Genomic DNA, 13079 nt, shown 5'->3' with positions numbered 1-13079 from the left:
AGGTGCGAGGAGCGTCAGCGACGAGCCTCGAAACCACCGTGGGTTCTAGGCGAGCTCAACCTGGTCGCCGGGGTCGACGGGCGTGGCGTTGCGGGAGAGGACCCACACCATAGCGCCGAGCGCGGCGAGCTGGAGCGGCCAGCCGAGGCCGACCTTGAGGATGCCGAGGACCGCCACGGCGGTGTCGGCGTCCATGCCGCCGGAGCGGCCGGCGAACCACACCGGCGCCTGGACGGCGACGCGGATGATGCAGGGCACGGCCAACAGCCAGGTGAGCGTCGTGCACAGGCGGACGACCTGCTTGCTGGAGTGCCAGGCGGTCGGGTCTCCGGTGACGCTGCCGACCATGAAGCCCACCAGGGGCCACCCGACCAGGCAGGTCGCGGCGAGCACGACGGAGTAGCCGGTGTTGTAGATCAGCCCGGGCAGGAAGTAGGCGAGCGCCTGCTCGTCCTCGCTGCCGCCGCGGCTGGCGGCGAGTCGTACGAAGAGCCAGCCGATGCCGATCCCGAAGATCGCGTTGAGCACGAACTGCAGCGAGGAGCGCTGCACCACCCGGATGACGAGCATCACCACCGCGGCGCCGATGCTCACCAGCAGCGCCAGCTGGAGCTCGCGGGTGGTCAGCCACATGACCGTGAAGAGCAGGGTGGGGACCGCCGCCTCGACCATCCCGCGCCGGCCGCCGAGAGCGCGCGAGAGCTGGGCGCGCACGACCTCTTCGACCGTGGCCACGGAGGGCGCGGTGTGGTCGGTCACTCCGGTCACACCAACAGCTCGTAGCGCGGGTTGTAGATGATGCGAACGCCGTCGTGCATGCCGATGCGGCCCTGGACCTGGATGGAGCGGCCGGGCGAGATGCCGGCGATCCGGCGCCGGCCGAGCCAGACGACGGTGATGACGCCGGAGCCGTCGAAGAGCTCCGCCTCGAGGGCCGGTACGCCGCCGCGCGGGCGCAGCGTGACCGTGCGCAGCGTGCCTCGCAGGCGGACCACCTCGCGGTCAGGCGCCTCGGCGATGGTGTCGTTGCCCTGGTCGGCGAAGGTGCGCCGCATGTCGCGCGCGTGCTGGTCGGAGCTGTTGGCCCACCGGCTGATCGTGCGGCGGAGCTTGCTCATCGCGGGCTGCTCACGAGGTCGGCGGCTCGACGCGCCGGGCGTTGGCGGGCATCACGACGGGGAGCGCCTCGCCCACGGGCATCGCGTGCGAGCCACGTCGTACGGCGACACTGCTGATCGTCTCCTCCCAGGCCTCCGCGGAGTCGGGCTCGACGGCGGGGCGTCCTAGCAGGGTCGCCCGCAGCAGCCAGCGCCGGCCGTTGATGCCGATGATCCGCGAGGGCTGGGTGCCGGTGGTGCCGTCGGGTCGCTGGATGGTGGCCTGGCACAGGAGCTCGGTGCCGAAGCGGCCCTCGCGCTCGGTGGCGGTGCCGCCGCGCTGGGCCATGTCGGCCGCGATCTGCGGGCGCACGTCGCTCCACAGGTCGCCGTTGGTCGGGGCGGAGAAGGCACGGAGCTCGACGGCGCCGTCGCTGCCGGCGAGCACGACCGACTGCACCGCACCCGTGGCCTCGTCGACCTGGAGCCGGAGCTCGCGACCCTCCTCGGGCGTGAGGACCAGGGACCCGAGGTCGACCCGGTCGGTGCCGTCGTCGGGCAGGTCGTCGGCGTCGATCGGACCCCCGGCGTCGGCCTGTGCGTCGGCCTCGGCCTCCAGCGCTGCCTCGGCTGCTGCGTCGATGTCGTCCTCGGACTTGCGGCGGAACCTCACGTGCTACTCCTCATGGTCTGGGCCGAACGGTGTGGGCCGGCCGAAGCCACCAGTAGAACCGTAACCCCCGTCCCCCCGGACACTGTCGGGCAGGACGTCCACCTCGGCGAACCGCACCCGCTCGTAGCGCTGGATGACCAGCTGCGCGATGCGGTCACCGCGGCTCAGCTCGATCGGCTCGACCGGGTCGTGGTTGACCAGCAGCACCTTGATCTCGCCCCGGTAACCGGAGTCGACGGTGCCAGGAGTGTTGACGATCGACAGCCCGTGCCGCGCGGCCAGCCCCGACCGCGGGTGCACGAGTGCCACGAACCCCTCCGGCAGCGCGATCGCGACCCCGGTCGGCACCATCGCCCGCTCCCCCGGCGCCAGCGTCACGTCGACGGTGGTCACGAGGTCGGCGCCGGCGTCGCCGGGATGGGCGTAAGACGGCAGCGGCAGGTCGGGGTCCAGGCGGACCACCTCGACGGTCAGCGAGGTCGGGTCAGGCGTGGGCACGCAGGGACCCTAGTGCAACCCGGGTGGGGGCCGGGATGGGAGGCTGGGGCCTGTGAGCAGCCCTGGGAACGACGGCGAGACCGTCGCCTACTCCGAGCGGCTCGGTGTTCCCCTGCGCTGGTGGGTGCAGGGGACGATGCTGGTCGCGAGCCTGTGGCTGGCCCTGGTCGTGGCCGTGCCCGGCGTGGTTCCGTGGATCGTGACGGGCGCCGCTCTCGCACTGCTGGCCGCGGGCCTGACGTCCTACGGCTCGGCCCGGATCAAGGTCGAGGACGGCGTCCTCTATGCCGGCCGCGCCCACATCGACACCTCGTTGCTCGGCGCGGTCACCGCGCTCGACGCCGACCAGACCCGCCGCGTCGCGGGGATGGAGGCCGACGCCCGCGCGTTCCTGGTGCTGCGGCCCTACCTCAAGCGTGCGGTCAAGGTGCACCTCGACGACCCGGCCGACCCGACGCCGTACTGGCTGGTCAGCTCGCGGCACCCCGACCGGCTGGCCGCGGCCCTGCAGGCGCTCGCCGACCACTGAGGCACCCTGGGGTGAGCCCCGGCGGTCCGGCCTGTGGTTAGGGTTGCGTCATGGCTTCCGACAGCTCCAAGCTCTGGTCCGTCTTCTCGCTCGGTGCTGCCCTGGGGGCGGCCGCGCTCGCCAAGAAGGCGCTGAACACGTCCTGGAAGGCGGCCACCGGGAAGAACCCGCCGGCCAACCCGGCCGACCCCGACGTCGACGTCTGGGAGGCAGTGGCCTGGGCGACGGTCAGCGGCACGTTCGTCGCGATCGCGCGGATGATGGCGACCCGCAAGGCCGCCAACTACTACGCGAAGTCGACCGGCCACCTGCCGCCGGGCCTGCAGAAGGACAACCAGGACGCCTCGGCGCCCACTCCGAAGACCTGAGCCCACGGCCCAGGCGCTGCGCTCAGGCGCAGTCGCGGCAGATCATCTTCTTGCTGTCAGCCAGCTGGCTGCGGTGGTGCACCAGGAAGCAGCTCATGCACGTGAACTCGTCTTCCTGCTTGGGCTTCACCTCGACGGCGAGCTCCTCGTGCGACAGATCGGCCCCGGGGAGCTCGAACGCCTCAGCGGCCTCGGCCTCGTCCTCGTCGACCTTGCCGGAGTTCTTGTCGTGGCGACGCGCCTTGAGCTCTTCGATGCTTTCCTCGGACTGGTCTTCCTCGTTCTTACGCGGTGCGTCGTAGTCAGTAGCCATGCGTCGCTCACTCCCTTCGGCTGTGTGTTGGCGGGCCAGATTGTGCACTATCCCGGCGGCTTCTCAAACACCGGGCGGTGGCAGGGACGGGAACGTCGTTTGACGGTGGGCTATTCCCCTGTGGGCGCCATGGTGCCCGGGACCACAAAACCGGCATCCTCGATGGCCCGCGAGAGCTCGTCGAAGCCGTGAGCAGGGCCACACAGGAGCAGCTCCAGCCCGCCCACTCCGGTCCCGATGGCGGTCCTCGCGCCGGCCGCGCGGGCGATCAGGCCGCCGGCCGCGTGGTCCCAGAGGTTGACGCCCTCCTCGACGTAGCCGTCGAGCGATCCCTCGGCCACCAGGCACAGGTCGAGGGCGCACGACCCGAGCCGGCGTACGTCGCGCACGTGCGGGATCAGCCGGGTCAGGGCCTCGGCCTGGCGGACCCGGACCTCGCGGTCGTAGGAGAAGCCGGTGGCCAGGAGGCGGTGTGACAGCGGCGCCTCAGCTCGTACGCCGATGGGTCGCCCGTCGCGTCGGGCCACGGTGCGGCCGTCCTCGGTGCGGGCGACGTACTCGGTGCCGGTGGCCGCGTTGAGCACCACGCCGGCCACCGCCCGGCCGTCGACCTCCGCGGCGATCGACACCGCGAACTGCGGCAGCCCGTAGAGGAAGTTGACCGTGCCGTCGATGGGGTCGATGACCCAGCGCACGCCACTGGTGCCGGCCTCGTCGTCGCCCTCCTCGCCGAGGAAGGCGTCGTCGGGGCGGCGGGCCCGGATGGTGTCGCGGATCAGCGTCTCGGCCGCCCGGTCCGCCTCGGTGACCACGTCGATGTCGCTGGTCTTGGTCGCGGCGACGGTCACGCCCTGGGCCGCCCGCCCGCGCACGAGCGTCGCGGCCAGCCGGGCCGCCTCGAGGGCGAGGTCGGCCAGCTCCTGGTCGAGCGCCTGCCCCCGCTCGTCGCTCACTGCTCGCCGCACAGGGCGGGGCGCTCGCCCTTGGGGTTGGCGCAGCAGCCCACCGGGCAGCGGTCCCACAGGGCGCCCAGGCTGCCCACGCTGGCCCGCACGACGTCCTCCCCGCGCTCGACGGTCGCCCGCTCGAGGAGCAGGTCGCGCACCATCGCCACGAACCGCGGGTCGGTGCCGGCGGTGGCGGCCCGGCGGGCCGGCAGCCCCAGCCGCTCGGCGGTGGCCTGGGCCTCGGTGTCGAGGTCGTAGACGACCTCCATGTGGTCGGAGACGAAGCCCAGCGGCACCATCACGACCGCCTGGGCCCCGGCCCCGTGCAGGGCCTCGAGGTGGTCGTTGACGTCGGGCTCGAGCCACGGCGCGTGCGGCGACCCCGAGCGTGAGCAGTAGACGAGCTCCCACGGGTGCTCGATGCCGGTCTCCTCGCCCACCTGCCGGGCCACCTCGGTCGACACGCTCAGGTGCTGCTCGACATAGGCGCCGCCGTCGGGCCCGCTGGTGTCGTTCATCGCGGTCGGCACCGAGTGGGTCACGAACGCGAGGTGCGCGCCACGCCGTACGTCGTCGGGCAGGTCGGCGAGCGCCGCCAGGGTGGCGTCGACGACCGGCCCCACGAACCCGGGGTGGTTGAAGTAGTGACGCAGCTTGTCCAGGACGGGCGCACCGGGCTGTCCCTCGACGGCGTCGTAGAGGTTCTCGCGGTACTGGCGGCAGCTCGACCACGACGAGTAGGCGCTCGTCATGAAGCACGCCGCGCGGGTCACCCCGTCTGCTGCCATCTGCGCGAGGGTGTCGCGCAGGTAGGGGTCCCAGTTGCGGTTGCCCCAGTAGACGGGCAGGTCGATGCCGGCCTCGGCGAGGTCGGCGCGCAGCGACGCGAGCAGGTCGCGGTTGAGGTCGTTGATCGGCGACCGTCCGCCGAAGATGCTGTAGTGCTTGCCCACCTCCTCGAGCCGCTCGCGCGGGATGCCGCGGCCTCGCGTGACGTTCTCGAGGAAGGGCACGACGTCGTCGGGACCCTCGGGGCCACCGAACGAGACGAGTAGGAGGGCGTCGTAAGGGGTCACGTCCGGATTGGGCACTCCCCCATCGTATGGATCTACTGTTCGCAGGCCATGCTCACCACCTATCGCCGGATCCTCGCCCGCCCCGGGACCGCACTCTTCAGCGCGACCGGCCTCGTGGCGCGCCTGCCGATCTCCATGGTCGGCCTCGGCATCGTGCTCCTCGTCGAGGACGCGTCCGGCTCGTACGCGCTGGCCGGCGCCGTGTCGGCCGTGGGCCTGCTGGCCAACGCTGCCTTCGCGATCCTCCAGGGCCGGCTGCTCGACCGGCTCGGCCAGGGCCGGGTCCTGCCGGTGGTCATCTCGGTGTGGGGCGTCGCCCTCGCCCTGTTGATCTGGTCGGTGGAGCTCGACTGGCCGATCGCGGCCACCTATGCGCTGGCCGCCGTCTCCGGGGCCGCGATGCCCTCGGTCGGCACGTGCGTGCGCGCGCGCTGGTCCCACCGGCTCTCGGACCCCGACGAGCTGCAGACGGCCTTCGCGCTGGAGGCGGTCGCCGACGAGGCGGTCTACATCACCGGGCCGATCCTGGTCACCGTGCTCGCCACCGCGGTGCACCCGGCGGCCGGTCTCGTCACCGCCCTGGTCTCGGGCGCGCTGGGCACCTACGCGTTCGCCGCGCAGCGGGCCACCGAGCCGCCGGTGCAGCCGCGGACGCTCGCCGCCGACCGCGCCGCGATGCCCTGGGGCGCGGTGATCCCCCTCACCGTGGTCTTCGCCTGCCTCGGCCTGCTCTTCGGTGCCGCCGAGGTGACGACCGTGGCCTTCACCGAGGAGCGCGACACCAAGGCCTTCGCCGGGGTGCTGCTGGCCCTGTGGGCGGCCGGCAGCCTGATCGCGGGGGTCCTGACCGGCGCCGTCACCTGGCGCCGCGGTCCCGAGCAGCGCCTGCGGTGGGGCGCGCTCGGTATGACCGTCGCGATGCTGCCGCTCGTCTTCATCGACTCTGTCGTCGTGATGGGGGCGGTCCTCTTCGTCGCCGGCTTCGCGATCGCGCCGACGCTGATCGCCACCATGTCGCTCGCCGAGCGGGTGGTGCCTCCCTCACGCCTCACCGAGGGGATGGCCTTCCTCCAGACCGGCATCGTCGCCGGGGTGGCCCCCGGGGCCGCGTTTGCGGGGGTGGTGATCGACGCCCACGGCGCCTCCGCGGCGTACCTCGTCTCCTTCGGCGGCGGGGTCGTCGCGCTGCTCGCCGCGCTGGCGGTGCGGCTGCCCACCGGGGCGTCCGGAAGACGCACTAACGTGTCCTCGTGACTGAGTGGCAGAACTGGTCCGGTCTCGCGACCGCCCGCGCGCAGCGCGAGGAGACGCCGGACGACGTGGCCGCCGTGGTCGCCGCCGTCGAGAGGGCGCGCGCCGAGGGCACGACGGTCAAGATGATCGGCACCGGCCACAGCTTCACCGCGATCTCCGAGCCCGAGCACACGATGCTGCGCCCGCAGGGCCTGACCGGGATCCTCTCGGTCGACCGCGACGCGATGACGGTCACCGCCCGCGCCGGCACCCAGCTCAAGCACCTCAACGCCGGTCTGGAGTCGCTCGGCCTGAGCCTGCACAACATGGGCGACATCGCCGAGCAGACCCTGGCCGGCGCCATCTCGACCGGCACCCACGGCACCGGAGGCGTCGCCGCCGGCCTGGCCGCGCAGGTGTGCGGCCTCGAGCTGGTCACCGGCACCGGCGAGGTGCTGACCGCGACCGAGTACGAGAACGCCGACGTCCTGGACGTCGCCCGGGTGGGGCTCGGTGCCCTGGGCGTGCTCACGAAGGTGATGTTCCGGGTCGAGCCGCTGTTCCTGCTGGAGGCGACCGAGCAGCCGATGCTCTGGGACGAGGCACTGGGCACGTTCGACCAGATGACCGCCGAGAGCCACCACGTCGACATGTACTGGTTCCCCCACAGCGACCGGATGCTGACCAAGCGCAACGTCCGGCTGGCCGCCGAGGTCTCCGAGGCCGAGCCGCTCTCGAAGGCCCGCGCGTGGTTCGACGACAACCTCCTGTCCAACAAGGCGTTCGGGCTGCTGACAGCCGCCGCCAACCGGGCGCCCGCGGTCATCCCGCGGATGAACCGGATGAACGGCCGGCTCCTCGGCGCCCGCACCTACTCCGACGTCGCCCACAAGGTGTTCATCACCGAGCGAAACGTCGTCTTCCGCGAGATGGAGTACGCCGTGCCGCGCGAGGCCGGCCTGACGGCGCTGCGCGAGGCCCGGGCGGCGCTCGAGACCTCCGACCTCAAGATCAGCTTCCCCGTGGAGATCCGGGTCGCGCCGGCCGACGACATCCCGCTGTCGACGGCCGGCGGCCGCGACTCGTTCTACCTCGCGTTCCACACGCACCGCGACGCCGACCACACGGCCTACTTCGCACTGATGGAGCAGGTCATGCGCGCCCACGACGGACGCCCCCACTGGGGGAAGGTGCACACCCGGCAGGCCGACGGCCTGGCGCCGCTCTACCCGCGCTTCGACGAGTTCCTCGCGATGCGCGAGCGGCTCGACCCCGACCGGGTCTTCGCCAACGGCTACCTGCGCCGCGTGCTCGGGCCCTAGGGCGTCCGCCGACGAACCTTTTGCCGCACCCGGGTCGTCTGGTGGTCATGACGAAGGGAAAGCCATGACGCGTCGCGACGAGTTCGCGGAGTTCGTGACCGCCCGCTCGCCGGCCCTGCACCGGGCGGCGTACCTCATGGTCGGCGACGCCGCGCTCGCCCAGGACCTCGTGCAGGAGGCCCTGGTCAAGACCTACGCCGCGTGGCCGCGGCTGCGGGCCAAGCAGAACGCCGAGGCCTACTGCCGCAAGGCGATCACGACCACGGCGATCACGTGGTTCCGGCGCAAGAGCTGGCAGGAGCGCCCGATGGAGCGCCTGCCGCAGCCGACCGACGTACCCGGGCACGCCGACGGGGTCGCCCAGAGCCAGTGGCTGTGGGACGGGCTCCAGCAGCTGCCGGTGCGGCAGCGGGCGGCGATCGTGCTGCGCTACTACGAGGACCTGACCGAGGCGCAGACCGCGGAGGCGATGGGCTGCGCGGTCGGCACCGTGAAGAGCCAGGTCTCGGCCGGCATCGCCAAGCTGCGCGAACACCTCGGCGACTCCGCCGACGACGACCTTCTCCCCTTGACCGACCTGGTGGTGAACCGATGACCGAGAAGCTCCGCTCCCTGCTCCACGACCGTGCGACGGACGTGGACTTCGCGACCCCCGATCTCGACACCCTGGTCCGCGCCGGCGACCGCCGTCGACGGCGCCGCAGCAGCGCCCTCGTCGGTGGCGTTGCCGCGCTCGCCGTGGCCGGCGTCCTGATCGTGCCCGCCCTCACCGGCGGCGACGACGAGGTGTCTCCGTCGGCGGACGACACCTCGACCACCCCGCCGGCTCCCCTCACCTGGGTCACCGGCTCGGTGATCCACACCGGTGACCAGCAGGTCGACGTCGGCGTACCGATCGCGGCGTACGTCGTCAACGACACCGGCTACGTGTTCGCCGGCACCGACGACTCGGTCTACGCGGTGCTCGACGGAGAGGTTTCCGAGATCGGCCGGATCGACGCCGACTCGGCGCGGCTGGTCACCGACCACGACAGCTCGTTCGTGGGCTGGGTCTCGACCGAGGGCGACAGACCGACGTACGTCGTGCACGACCTGGCCGCGGGCTCACGGGTCCTCGAGAGCACCTCTGACGCGGGCACGCGACCCCGCTTCTATGCGTTGGACGGCAACACCGCCTACTGGCGCGACCAGCGCGGCGCGGTGGCGGTCGACGTGACGACCGGTGACGCCGAGGTGGTCCAGGACGACGCCGGCGAGGAGACCGGCTTCGACCTGCTCGACGTCCAGGCCGGCGTACTGGCGCTGTACGGCGCCCAGGGCGTCGAGATCGGCACGAGCGTCGAGGACGCCGAGCCTCTGCCCGGGGCCGAGGGCAGCGGCGGCACGTTGTCGCCGTCGGCGACCAGGTTCGCCCCCGACGCTGAGGAGCTCACGGTGCTCGGCGTGGACGGAGGTGACCTGACCCCCGCCCTGGACGGCTACTTCTTCGCCACCGTCTACGAGTGGGCCGACGACGACACCGTCCACGTCATCGCGCTCGAGGACGAGGCGTCGGCCGCCGACCTGCTCACGTGCTCGATCCCGACCGGGAAGTGTGAGCTGCTGGCGGACGCCGTCGGGCGGATGGGCGGGCTCCAGCTGCCCGTCGGGGAGCCCCTTGGCGGCTGAGACCGGCTCAGACGCTCGCAGGCCCGGTGGGCATCGGGGCCTGCCAGCCACGCCACATCGCCAGCAGCCGCCAGACCAGGCACACGCTGGCTCCCGCGAAGGCGACCGCGAGGACCGGCAGGTCCTGCCGGGTGCCGACGACGGCGATAGCGGCCCCGGCGAGCGCCGGCGTGGCGTAGAGCTCGCCCCGGAAGATGACGGGCACCCGCCCCGCCAGCAGGTCGCGGAGCATGCCGCCCCCGATGCCGGTGAGCATGCCCATCAGGGCGGCAGGCACCGGGCCGAGCCCGTACTCGAGCGCCTTCGTGGCTCCGGTGACGCAGAACAGCGACAGGCCGAACGCGTCGAAGACGTTGACCATCCGCTCCAGACGCCCGACCACGGGGTGGTAGACGAACGTCAGCAGCCCAGCGGCCGCCGGCACGAGCAGGTAGCGCCAGTCGGCCAGCGCGGCAGGCGGTGTGGCCCCGATCAGCACGTCGCGCAGGAAACCGCCCCCCAGGCCCGTCGTACCGGCCAGGACCATCACCCCGAAGACGTCGACGTCCTTGCGGACCCCCACGAGAGCGCCGGACATGGCGAAGACGAAGATCCCCACGAGGTCGAGGGTCACCAGGGTGCCGGGCACCTCGGCAGCGTAGTCGCAGATCAGGTCACCGATTTATCGGTCGGGCACGCCGTGTGATGACCCCGGACGGAGGCGGGCGCTGGCGTAGGCTCGGCGCAACCGAAGGCTCGACCACCCCGACACCGCAGGACCCAGGAAGCAGATCCCATGGCGCACCTCACGCTCGCTGGAGTGAGCGACGACGGGAAGCGCCTCCTGCTGGTCAGCGATGCCGGTGCCGAGTTCACGCTCGACATCACCCCGAGCCTCCGGGCCGCGCTCCGCGGCGACGCCTCTCGCCTCGGCCAGTTGGAGATACAGATGGACTCATCCCTCCGTCCCCGCGACATCCAGGCCCGGATCCGCGCCGGTGAGAGCCCCGAGGCGGTCGCCCAGTCCGCCCAGACCAGCGTCGAGAAGGTGATGGTCTACGCCGGCCCGGTGCTCGCCGAGCGCCAGCACGTCGCCGACCGCGCCCAGCGCTCCTCCGTACGCCGTTCGTCCGGCGAGGGCGGCGCCCGCACCCTCGGCGACGCCGTCACTGCCCACCTGCGCTCCCTCAACGTCGACCCGTCCGCCACCGTCGAGTGGGACGCCTGGCGCCGCGAGGACGGCCGCTGGGCGCTGCGCGCGGTCTTCACCACGCTGCGCCGCAAGGGCACCGCCGAGCTGACCTACGACGCCCCGGGCAACTTCGTTCTGCTCGACAACGACGATGCCCGCTGGCTGGTCGGCGAAGCGGTCGCCACCGCCCCCGAGCCCCGCGACGACCTGCGCAGCGCCCGCTCCCGCAAGCTCTCCGCCGTACCCGCCGACGAGCTGCCGCTCGGCGACGACGTCCTCGAGATGGTCCGCGAGGACGACGCTCCCGAGGAGGACACCCTCGGAGCGGAGGCCCCCGTCGAGGCGTTCCTCGACGACTCCCCCGCCTCCGACGACCCCGACCTCCGTGAGGAGGCCGCCGAGGCCGCCGAGGCCGCCGCCTCCGACGCGCCTGAGCCCGAGCCCCAGCCTGACTCGGCTCCCGATCACGACCCAGCGGCCGACGAACCCCCCGCACGCAAGCCCGTCGCCAAGAAGCGCGGCCGCGCGTCCGTCCCCAGCTGGGACGAGATCATGTTCGGCGGCGGCGACCAGTAGTCCGCGGGCCACGAGCAGACTGCGTCGGTCGCGAAGGTTGAGCAAGCCCGCGACTGAGGAACGAGGTCGCGCAAGGCGCGTCGAAACCCATTGAGGTGACCGACTCCTCGGGGACGCGGCCTAGGCTCTCGCGCCGCTGTGGTTGCGGCCTTGGCAGCTGGGAGAAGGTGGGCGCGTGATTGCGCGCCGCGCCCGGCTCACGGTGGGTGAGGTGCGAGCGCAGCGATTCTCAAACCCACCATCGCGAACCCGAAAGCAAAGTCTCAGAAAGTTTTCCGAATCCCTTGTGGATACAGGGTTCTGAGGCCTCGGACTGTCGGTGGTCGATGCTGCAATTGACCTATGACTAACACCGGACACCGCGCCGATCGGGGCCACCCGATCCTCGCTGCGTTGTCCGCGATTGACTCCGAGATCGACACCCTCGAGCGCGCTCCGGCGTGGTCGATGAGCGACGACGAGACCCGACGCGTGTTGGTGGAGCTGACCCGGCTCGTCGCGCAAGTCACCTCGCTCGAGCTCAAGGTCGCCGCGCACGCCGACCGCAACCAGGTCGGCGACGCGTCTGTTGCGACGTCGACGTCGGTGTGGTGGGCCAACCACACGCGGATGACCCAGCGAGAAGCCGCCCGGAAGGTCAAGCTCGCCAAGGCATTGGAGCAGCACGACGCGGTCGGCCACGCGCTCGCAGCTGGAGATGTCCTCCTCGACCAGGCGAGCGTGATCACCGATGCGGTCGACGCTCTTCCCGATACCGTCCAGCCCGACCTCCGCACTCGAGCACGTGACTACCTCCTCGACGCCGCCCGACACTTCGACGCACGTGCGCTCCGCATCCAGGGCCGACGGATCCTCGACGTCGTCGCCCCCGAGATCGGCGAGGCCGAGGAAGCCAGACAGCTCGCCGCCGAAGAGAAGAAGGCGGATCAGGCCGCCCGATTGACGATGCACGACGACGGTCACGGCCAGACCCACGGCCGGTTCACCCTCGGCACCGCCGAGGCCGACATGTTCCGCAAAGCCCTCCAGGCGATCGCCTCACCCCAGGCCGGCGGCGAAGGACTCTCCCCGCACGGGATGGGGCTGGCGTTCGCCGAGTACGTCCGCCGCTACCCCACCGAGCAGCTCCCCGAAGCCGGTGGTGTCTCCGCGACCGTGGTGGTGACCATGACCCTCGAGACCCTCCTCGGCGGACTCAAGGCGGCCCAGCTCGACACCGGCACCAGGATCAGCCCCGGCCTCGCCCGCAAGCTGGCCTGCGACGCCGGCGTCATCCCCGCCGTCCTCAGCGGCAGGTCCGAGGTCCTCGACGCCGGCCGCAGGCGCCGCTTCCACACCAAGGCCCAACGCATCGCCATGGCCGTGCGCGACAAGGGCTGTGCGGCACAGGGCTGCGAGCGTCCTACCTCGGCCTGCCACGCCCACCACCTGGTCCCGTGGGCGAAGGGCGGCAGCACGTCCGTGAAAGGCGGCGTGCTCCTGTGCCCGAGACACCACACCCTCGCCCACCACGACGACTACGACCTCACCCACCACCCCAACGGCAAGATCAGCTTCACCAAGCGCGAGTAGACATCCGATCGCTCGCGTCGCTCCGAAGACCGCGGC

At 72.0% G+C, this 13079-nt stretch carries 16 protein-coding genes; 8 read left to right on the top strand and 8 right to left on the bottom strand.

Annotated features, from left to right (window positions below; genetic code table 11):
• Positions 1 to 45: 45 nt before the first annotated feature.
• From BLR90_RS02495 to dut, 4 genes are read right to left on the bottom strand one after another with little or no spacing between them, the layout of a single operon-like run.
• Positions 46 to 759: a DUF3159 domain-containing protein gene (locus tag BLR90_RS02495; RefSeq protein ID WP_091023184.1), complete on the bottom strand. Its 714-nt coding sequence runs from the start codon at positions 757 to 759 to the stop codon at positions 46 to 48.
• A 5-nt stretch (positions 760 to 764) separates the two neighbouring features.
• Positions 765 to 1118 carry an OB-fold nucleic acid binding domain-containing protein gene (locus tag BLR90_RS02490; RefSeq protein WP_091022241.1) on the bottom strand — a complete coding sequence of 118 codons (354 nt, stop codon included), beginning with the start codon at positions 1116 to 1118 and terminating at the stop codon, positions 765 to 767.
• Positions 1119 to 1128: 10 nt separating this feature from the next.
• Positions 1129 to 1770: a DUF3710 domain-containing protein gene (locus BLR90_RS02485; protein WP_091022239.1), complete on the bottom strand. Its 642-nt coding sequence runs from the start codon at positions 1768 to 1770 to the stop codon at positions 1129 to 1131.
• Positions 1771 to 1773: 3 nt separating this feature from the next.
• Positions 1774 to 2268: a dUTP diphosphatase gene (dut, locus tag BLR90_RS02480; RefSeq protein ID WP_091022237.1), complete on the bottom strand. Its 495-nt coding sequence runs from the start codon at positions 2266 to 2268 to the stop codon at positions 1774 to 1776.
• A gap of 52 nt (positions 2269 to 2320) precedes the next feature.
• Here dut and BLR90_RS02475 point away from each other — a divergent pair, with 52 nt between their 5' ends.
• Positions 2321 to 2797, top strand: coding sequence for a DUF3093 domain-containing protein (locus BLR90_RS02475; protein WP_091022235.1), 477 nt, complete (start codon positions 2321 to 2323; stop codon positions 2795 to 2797).
• Between the two features lie 50 nt (positions 2798 to 2847).
• Positions 2848 to 3165: a DUF4235 domain-containing protein gene (locus BLR90_RS02470; RefSeq protein ID WP_091022233.1), complete on the top strand. Its 318-nt coding sequence runs from the start codon at positions 2848 to 2850 to the stop codon at positions 3163 to 3165.
• A 22-nt stretch (positions 3166 to 3187) separates the two neighbouring features.
• On the opposite strand, the gene BLR90_RS02465 is transcribed toward BLR90_RS02470, so the two are convergent.
• The 3 genes from BLR90_RS02465 to BLR90_RS02455 form a co-directional block, all read right to left on the bottom strand.
• Positions 3188 to 3478 carry a DUF4193 domain-containing protein gene (locus BLR90_RS02465; protein WP_091022231.1) on the bottom strand — a complete coding sequence of 97 codons (291 nt, stop codon included), beginning with the start codon at positions 3476 to 3478 and terminating at the stop codon, positions 3188 to 3190.
• A gap of 110 nt (positions 3479 to 3588) precedes the next feature.
• Positions 3589 to 4431, bottom strand: coding sequence for an inositol monophosphatase family protein (locus tag BLR90_RS02460; RefSeq protein ID WP_091022229.1), 843 nt, complete (start codon positions 4429 to 4431; stop codon positions 3589 to 3591).
• Positions 4428 to 5516, bottom strand: a complete 1089-nt coding sequence (locus BLR90_RS02455; RefSeq protein ID WP_091022227.1) for a ferrochelatase — start codon at positions 5514 to 5516, stop codon at positions 4428 to 4430. Before BLR90_RS02455 ends, BLR90_RS02460 begins: the two co-directional genes overlap by 4 nt.
• Positions 5517 to 5549: 33 nt before the next feature.
• Between BLR90_RS02455 and BLR90_RS02450 the strand changes: the two genes are divergently transcribed.
• From BLR90_RS02450 to BLR90_RS02435, 4 genes are all read left to right on the top strand, one after another.
• Positions 5550 to 6755 (top strand): MFS transporter, encoded by a 1206-nt coding sequence (locus BLR90_RS02450; protein ID WP_091022225.1) that lies wholly within the window; start codon positions 5550 to 5552, stop codon positions 6753 to 6755.
• Complete coding sequence (locus BLR90_RS02445; RefSeq protein ID WP_091022223.1) at positions 6752 to 8056, top strand: D-arabinono-1,4-lactone oxidase; 1305 nt, start codon at positions 6752 to 6754, stop codon at positions 8054 to 8056. The genes BLR90_RS02450 and BLR90_RS02445 overlap by 4 nt, the downstream gene beginning before the upstream one ends.
• Before the next feature lie 64 nt (positions 8057 to 8120).
• Positions 8121 to 8651, top strand: coding sequence for a SigE family RNA polymerase sigma factor (locus BLR90_RS02440; protein WP_091022221.1), 531 nt, complete (start codon positions 8121 to 8123; stop codon positions 8649 to 8651).
• Complete coding sequence (locus BLR90_RS02435; protein ID WP_091022219.1) at positions 8648 to 9724, top strand: hypothetical protein; 1077 nt, start codon at positions 8648 to 8650, stop codon at positions 9722 to 9724. Before BLR90_RS02440 ends, BLR90_RS02435 begins: the two co-directional genes overlap by 4 nt.
• Positions 9725 to 9731: 7 nt before the next feature.
• Here the strand turns inward: BLR90_RS02435 and BLR90_RS02430 are convergent, their stop codons facing one another.
• Positions 9732 to 10352: a trimeric intracellular cation channel family protein gene (locus BLR90_RS02430; RefSeq protein ID WP_091022217.1), complete on the bottom strand. Its 621-nt coding sequence runs from the start codon at positions 10350 to 10352 to the stop codon at positions 9732 to 9734.
• 147 nt (positions 10353 to 10499) lie between these two features.
• On the opposite strand from BLR90_RS02430, the gene sepH reads away from it, so the two are divergent.
• Together sepH and BLR90_RS02420 are read left to right on the top strand one after the other, a co-directional pair.
• Positions 10500 to 11471 carry a septation protein SepH gene (sepH, locus tag BLR90_RS02425; RefSeq protein WP_091022215.1) on the top strand — a complete coding sequence of 324 codons (972 nt, stop codon included), beginning with the start codon at positions 10500 to 10502 and terminating at the stop codon, positions 11469 to 11471.
• A gap of 342 nt (positions 11472 to 11813) precedes the next feature.
• The gene (locus BLR90_RS02420) at positions 11814 to 13043 is read left to right on the top strand and encodes an HNH endonuclease signature motif containing protein (protein ID WP_091022213.1); all 1230 of its coding nucleotides are present in this window, start codon (positions 11814 to 11816) and stop codon (positions 13041 to 13043) included.
• The last annotated feature ends 36 nt before the right edge of the window (positions 13044 to 13079 follow it).

It is taken from the genome of Nocardioides szechwanensis, from assembly GCF_900103935.1.
GTDB classification, from domain to species: Bacteria; Actinomycetota; Actinomycetes; order Propionibacteriales; family Nocardioidaceae; genus Nocardioides; species Nocardioides szechwanensis.
The sequence above is the reverse complement of the archived record's forward strand: the minus strand, read 5'-3'. Positions and strand labels throughout refer to the sequence as shown.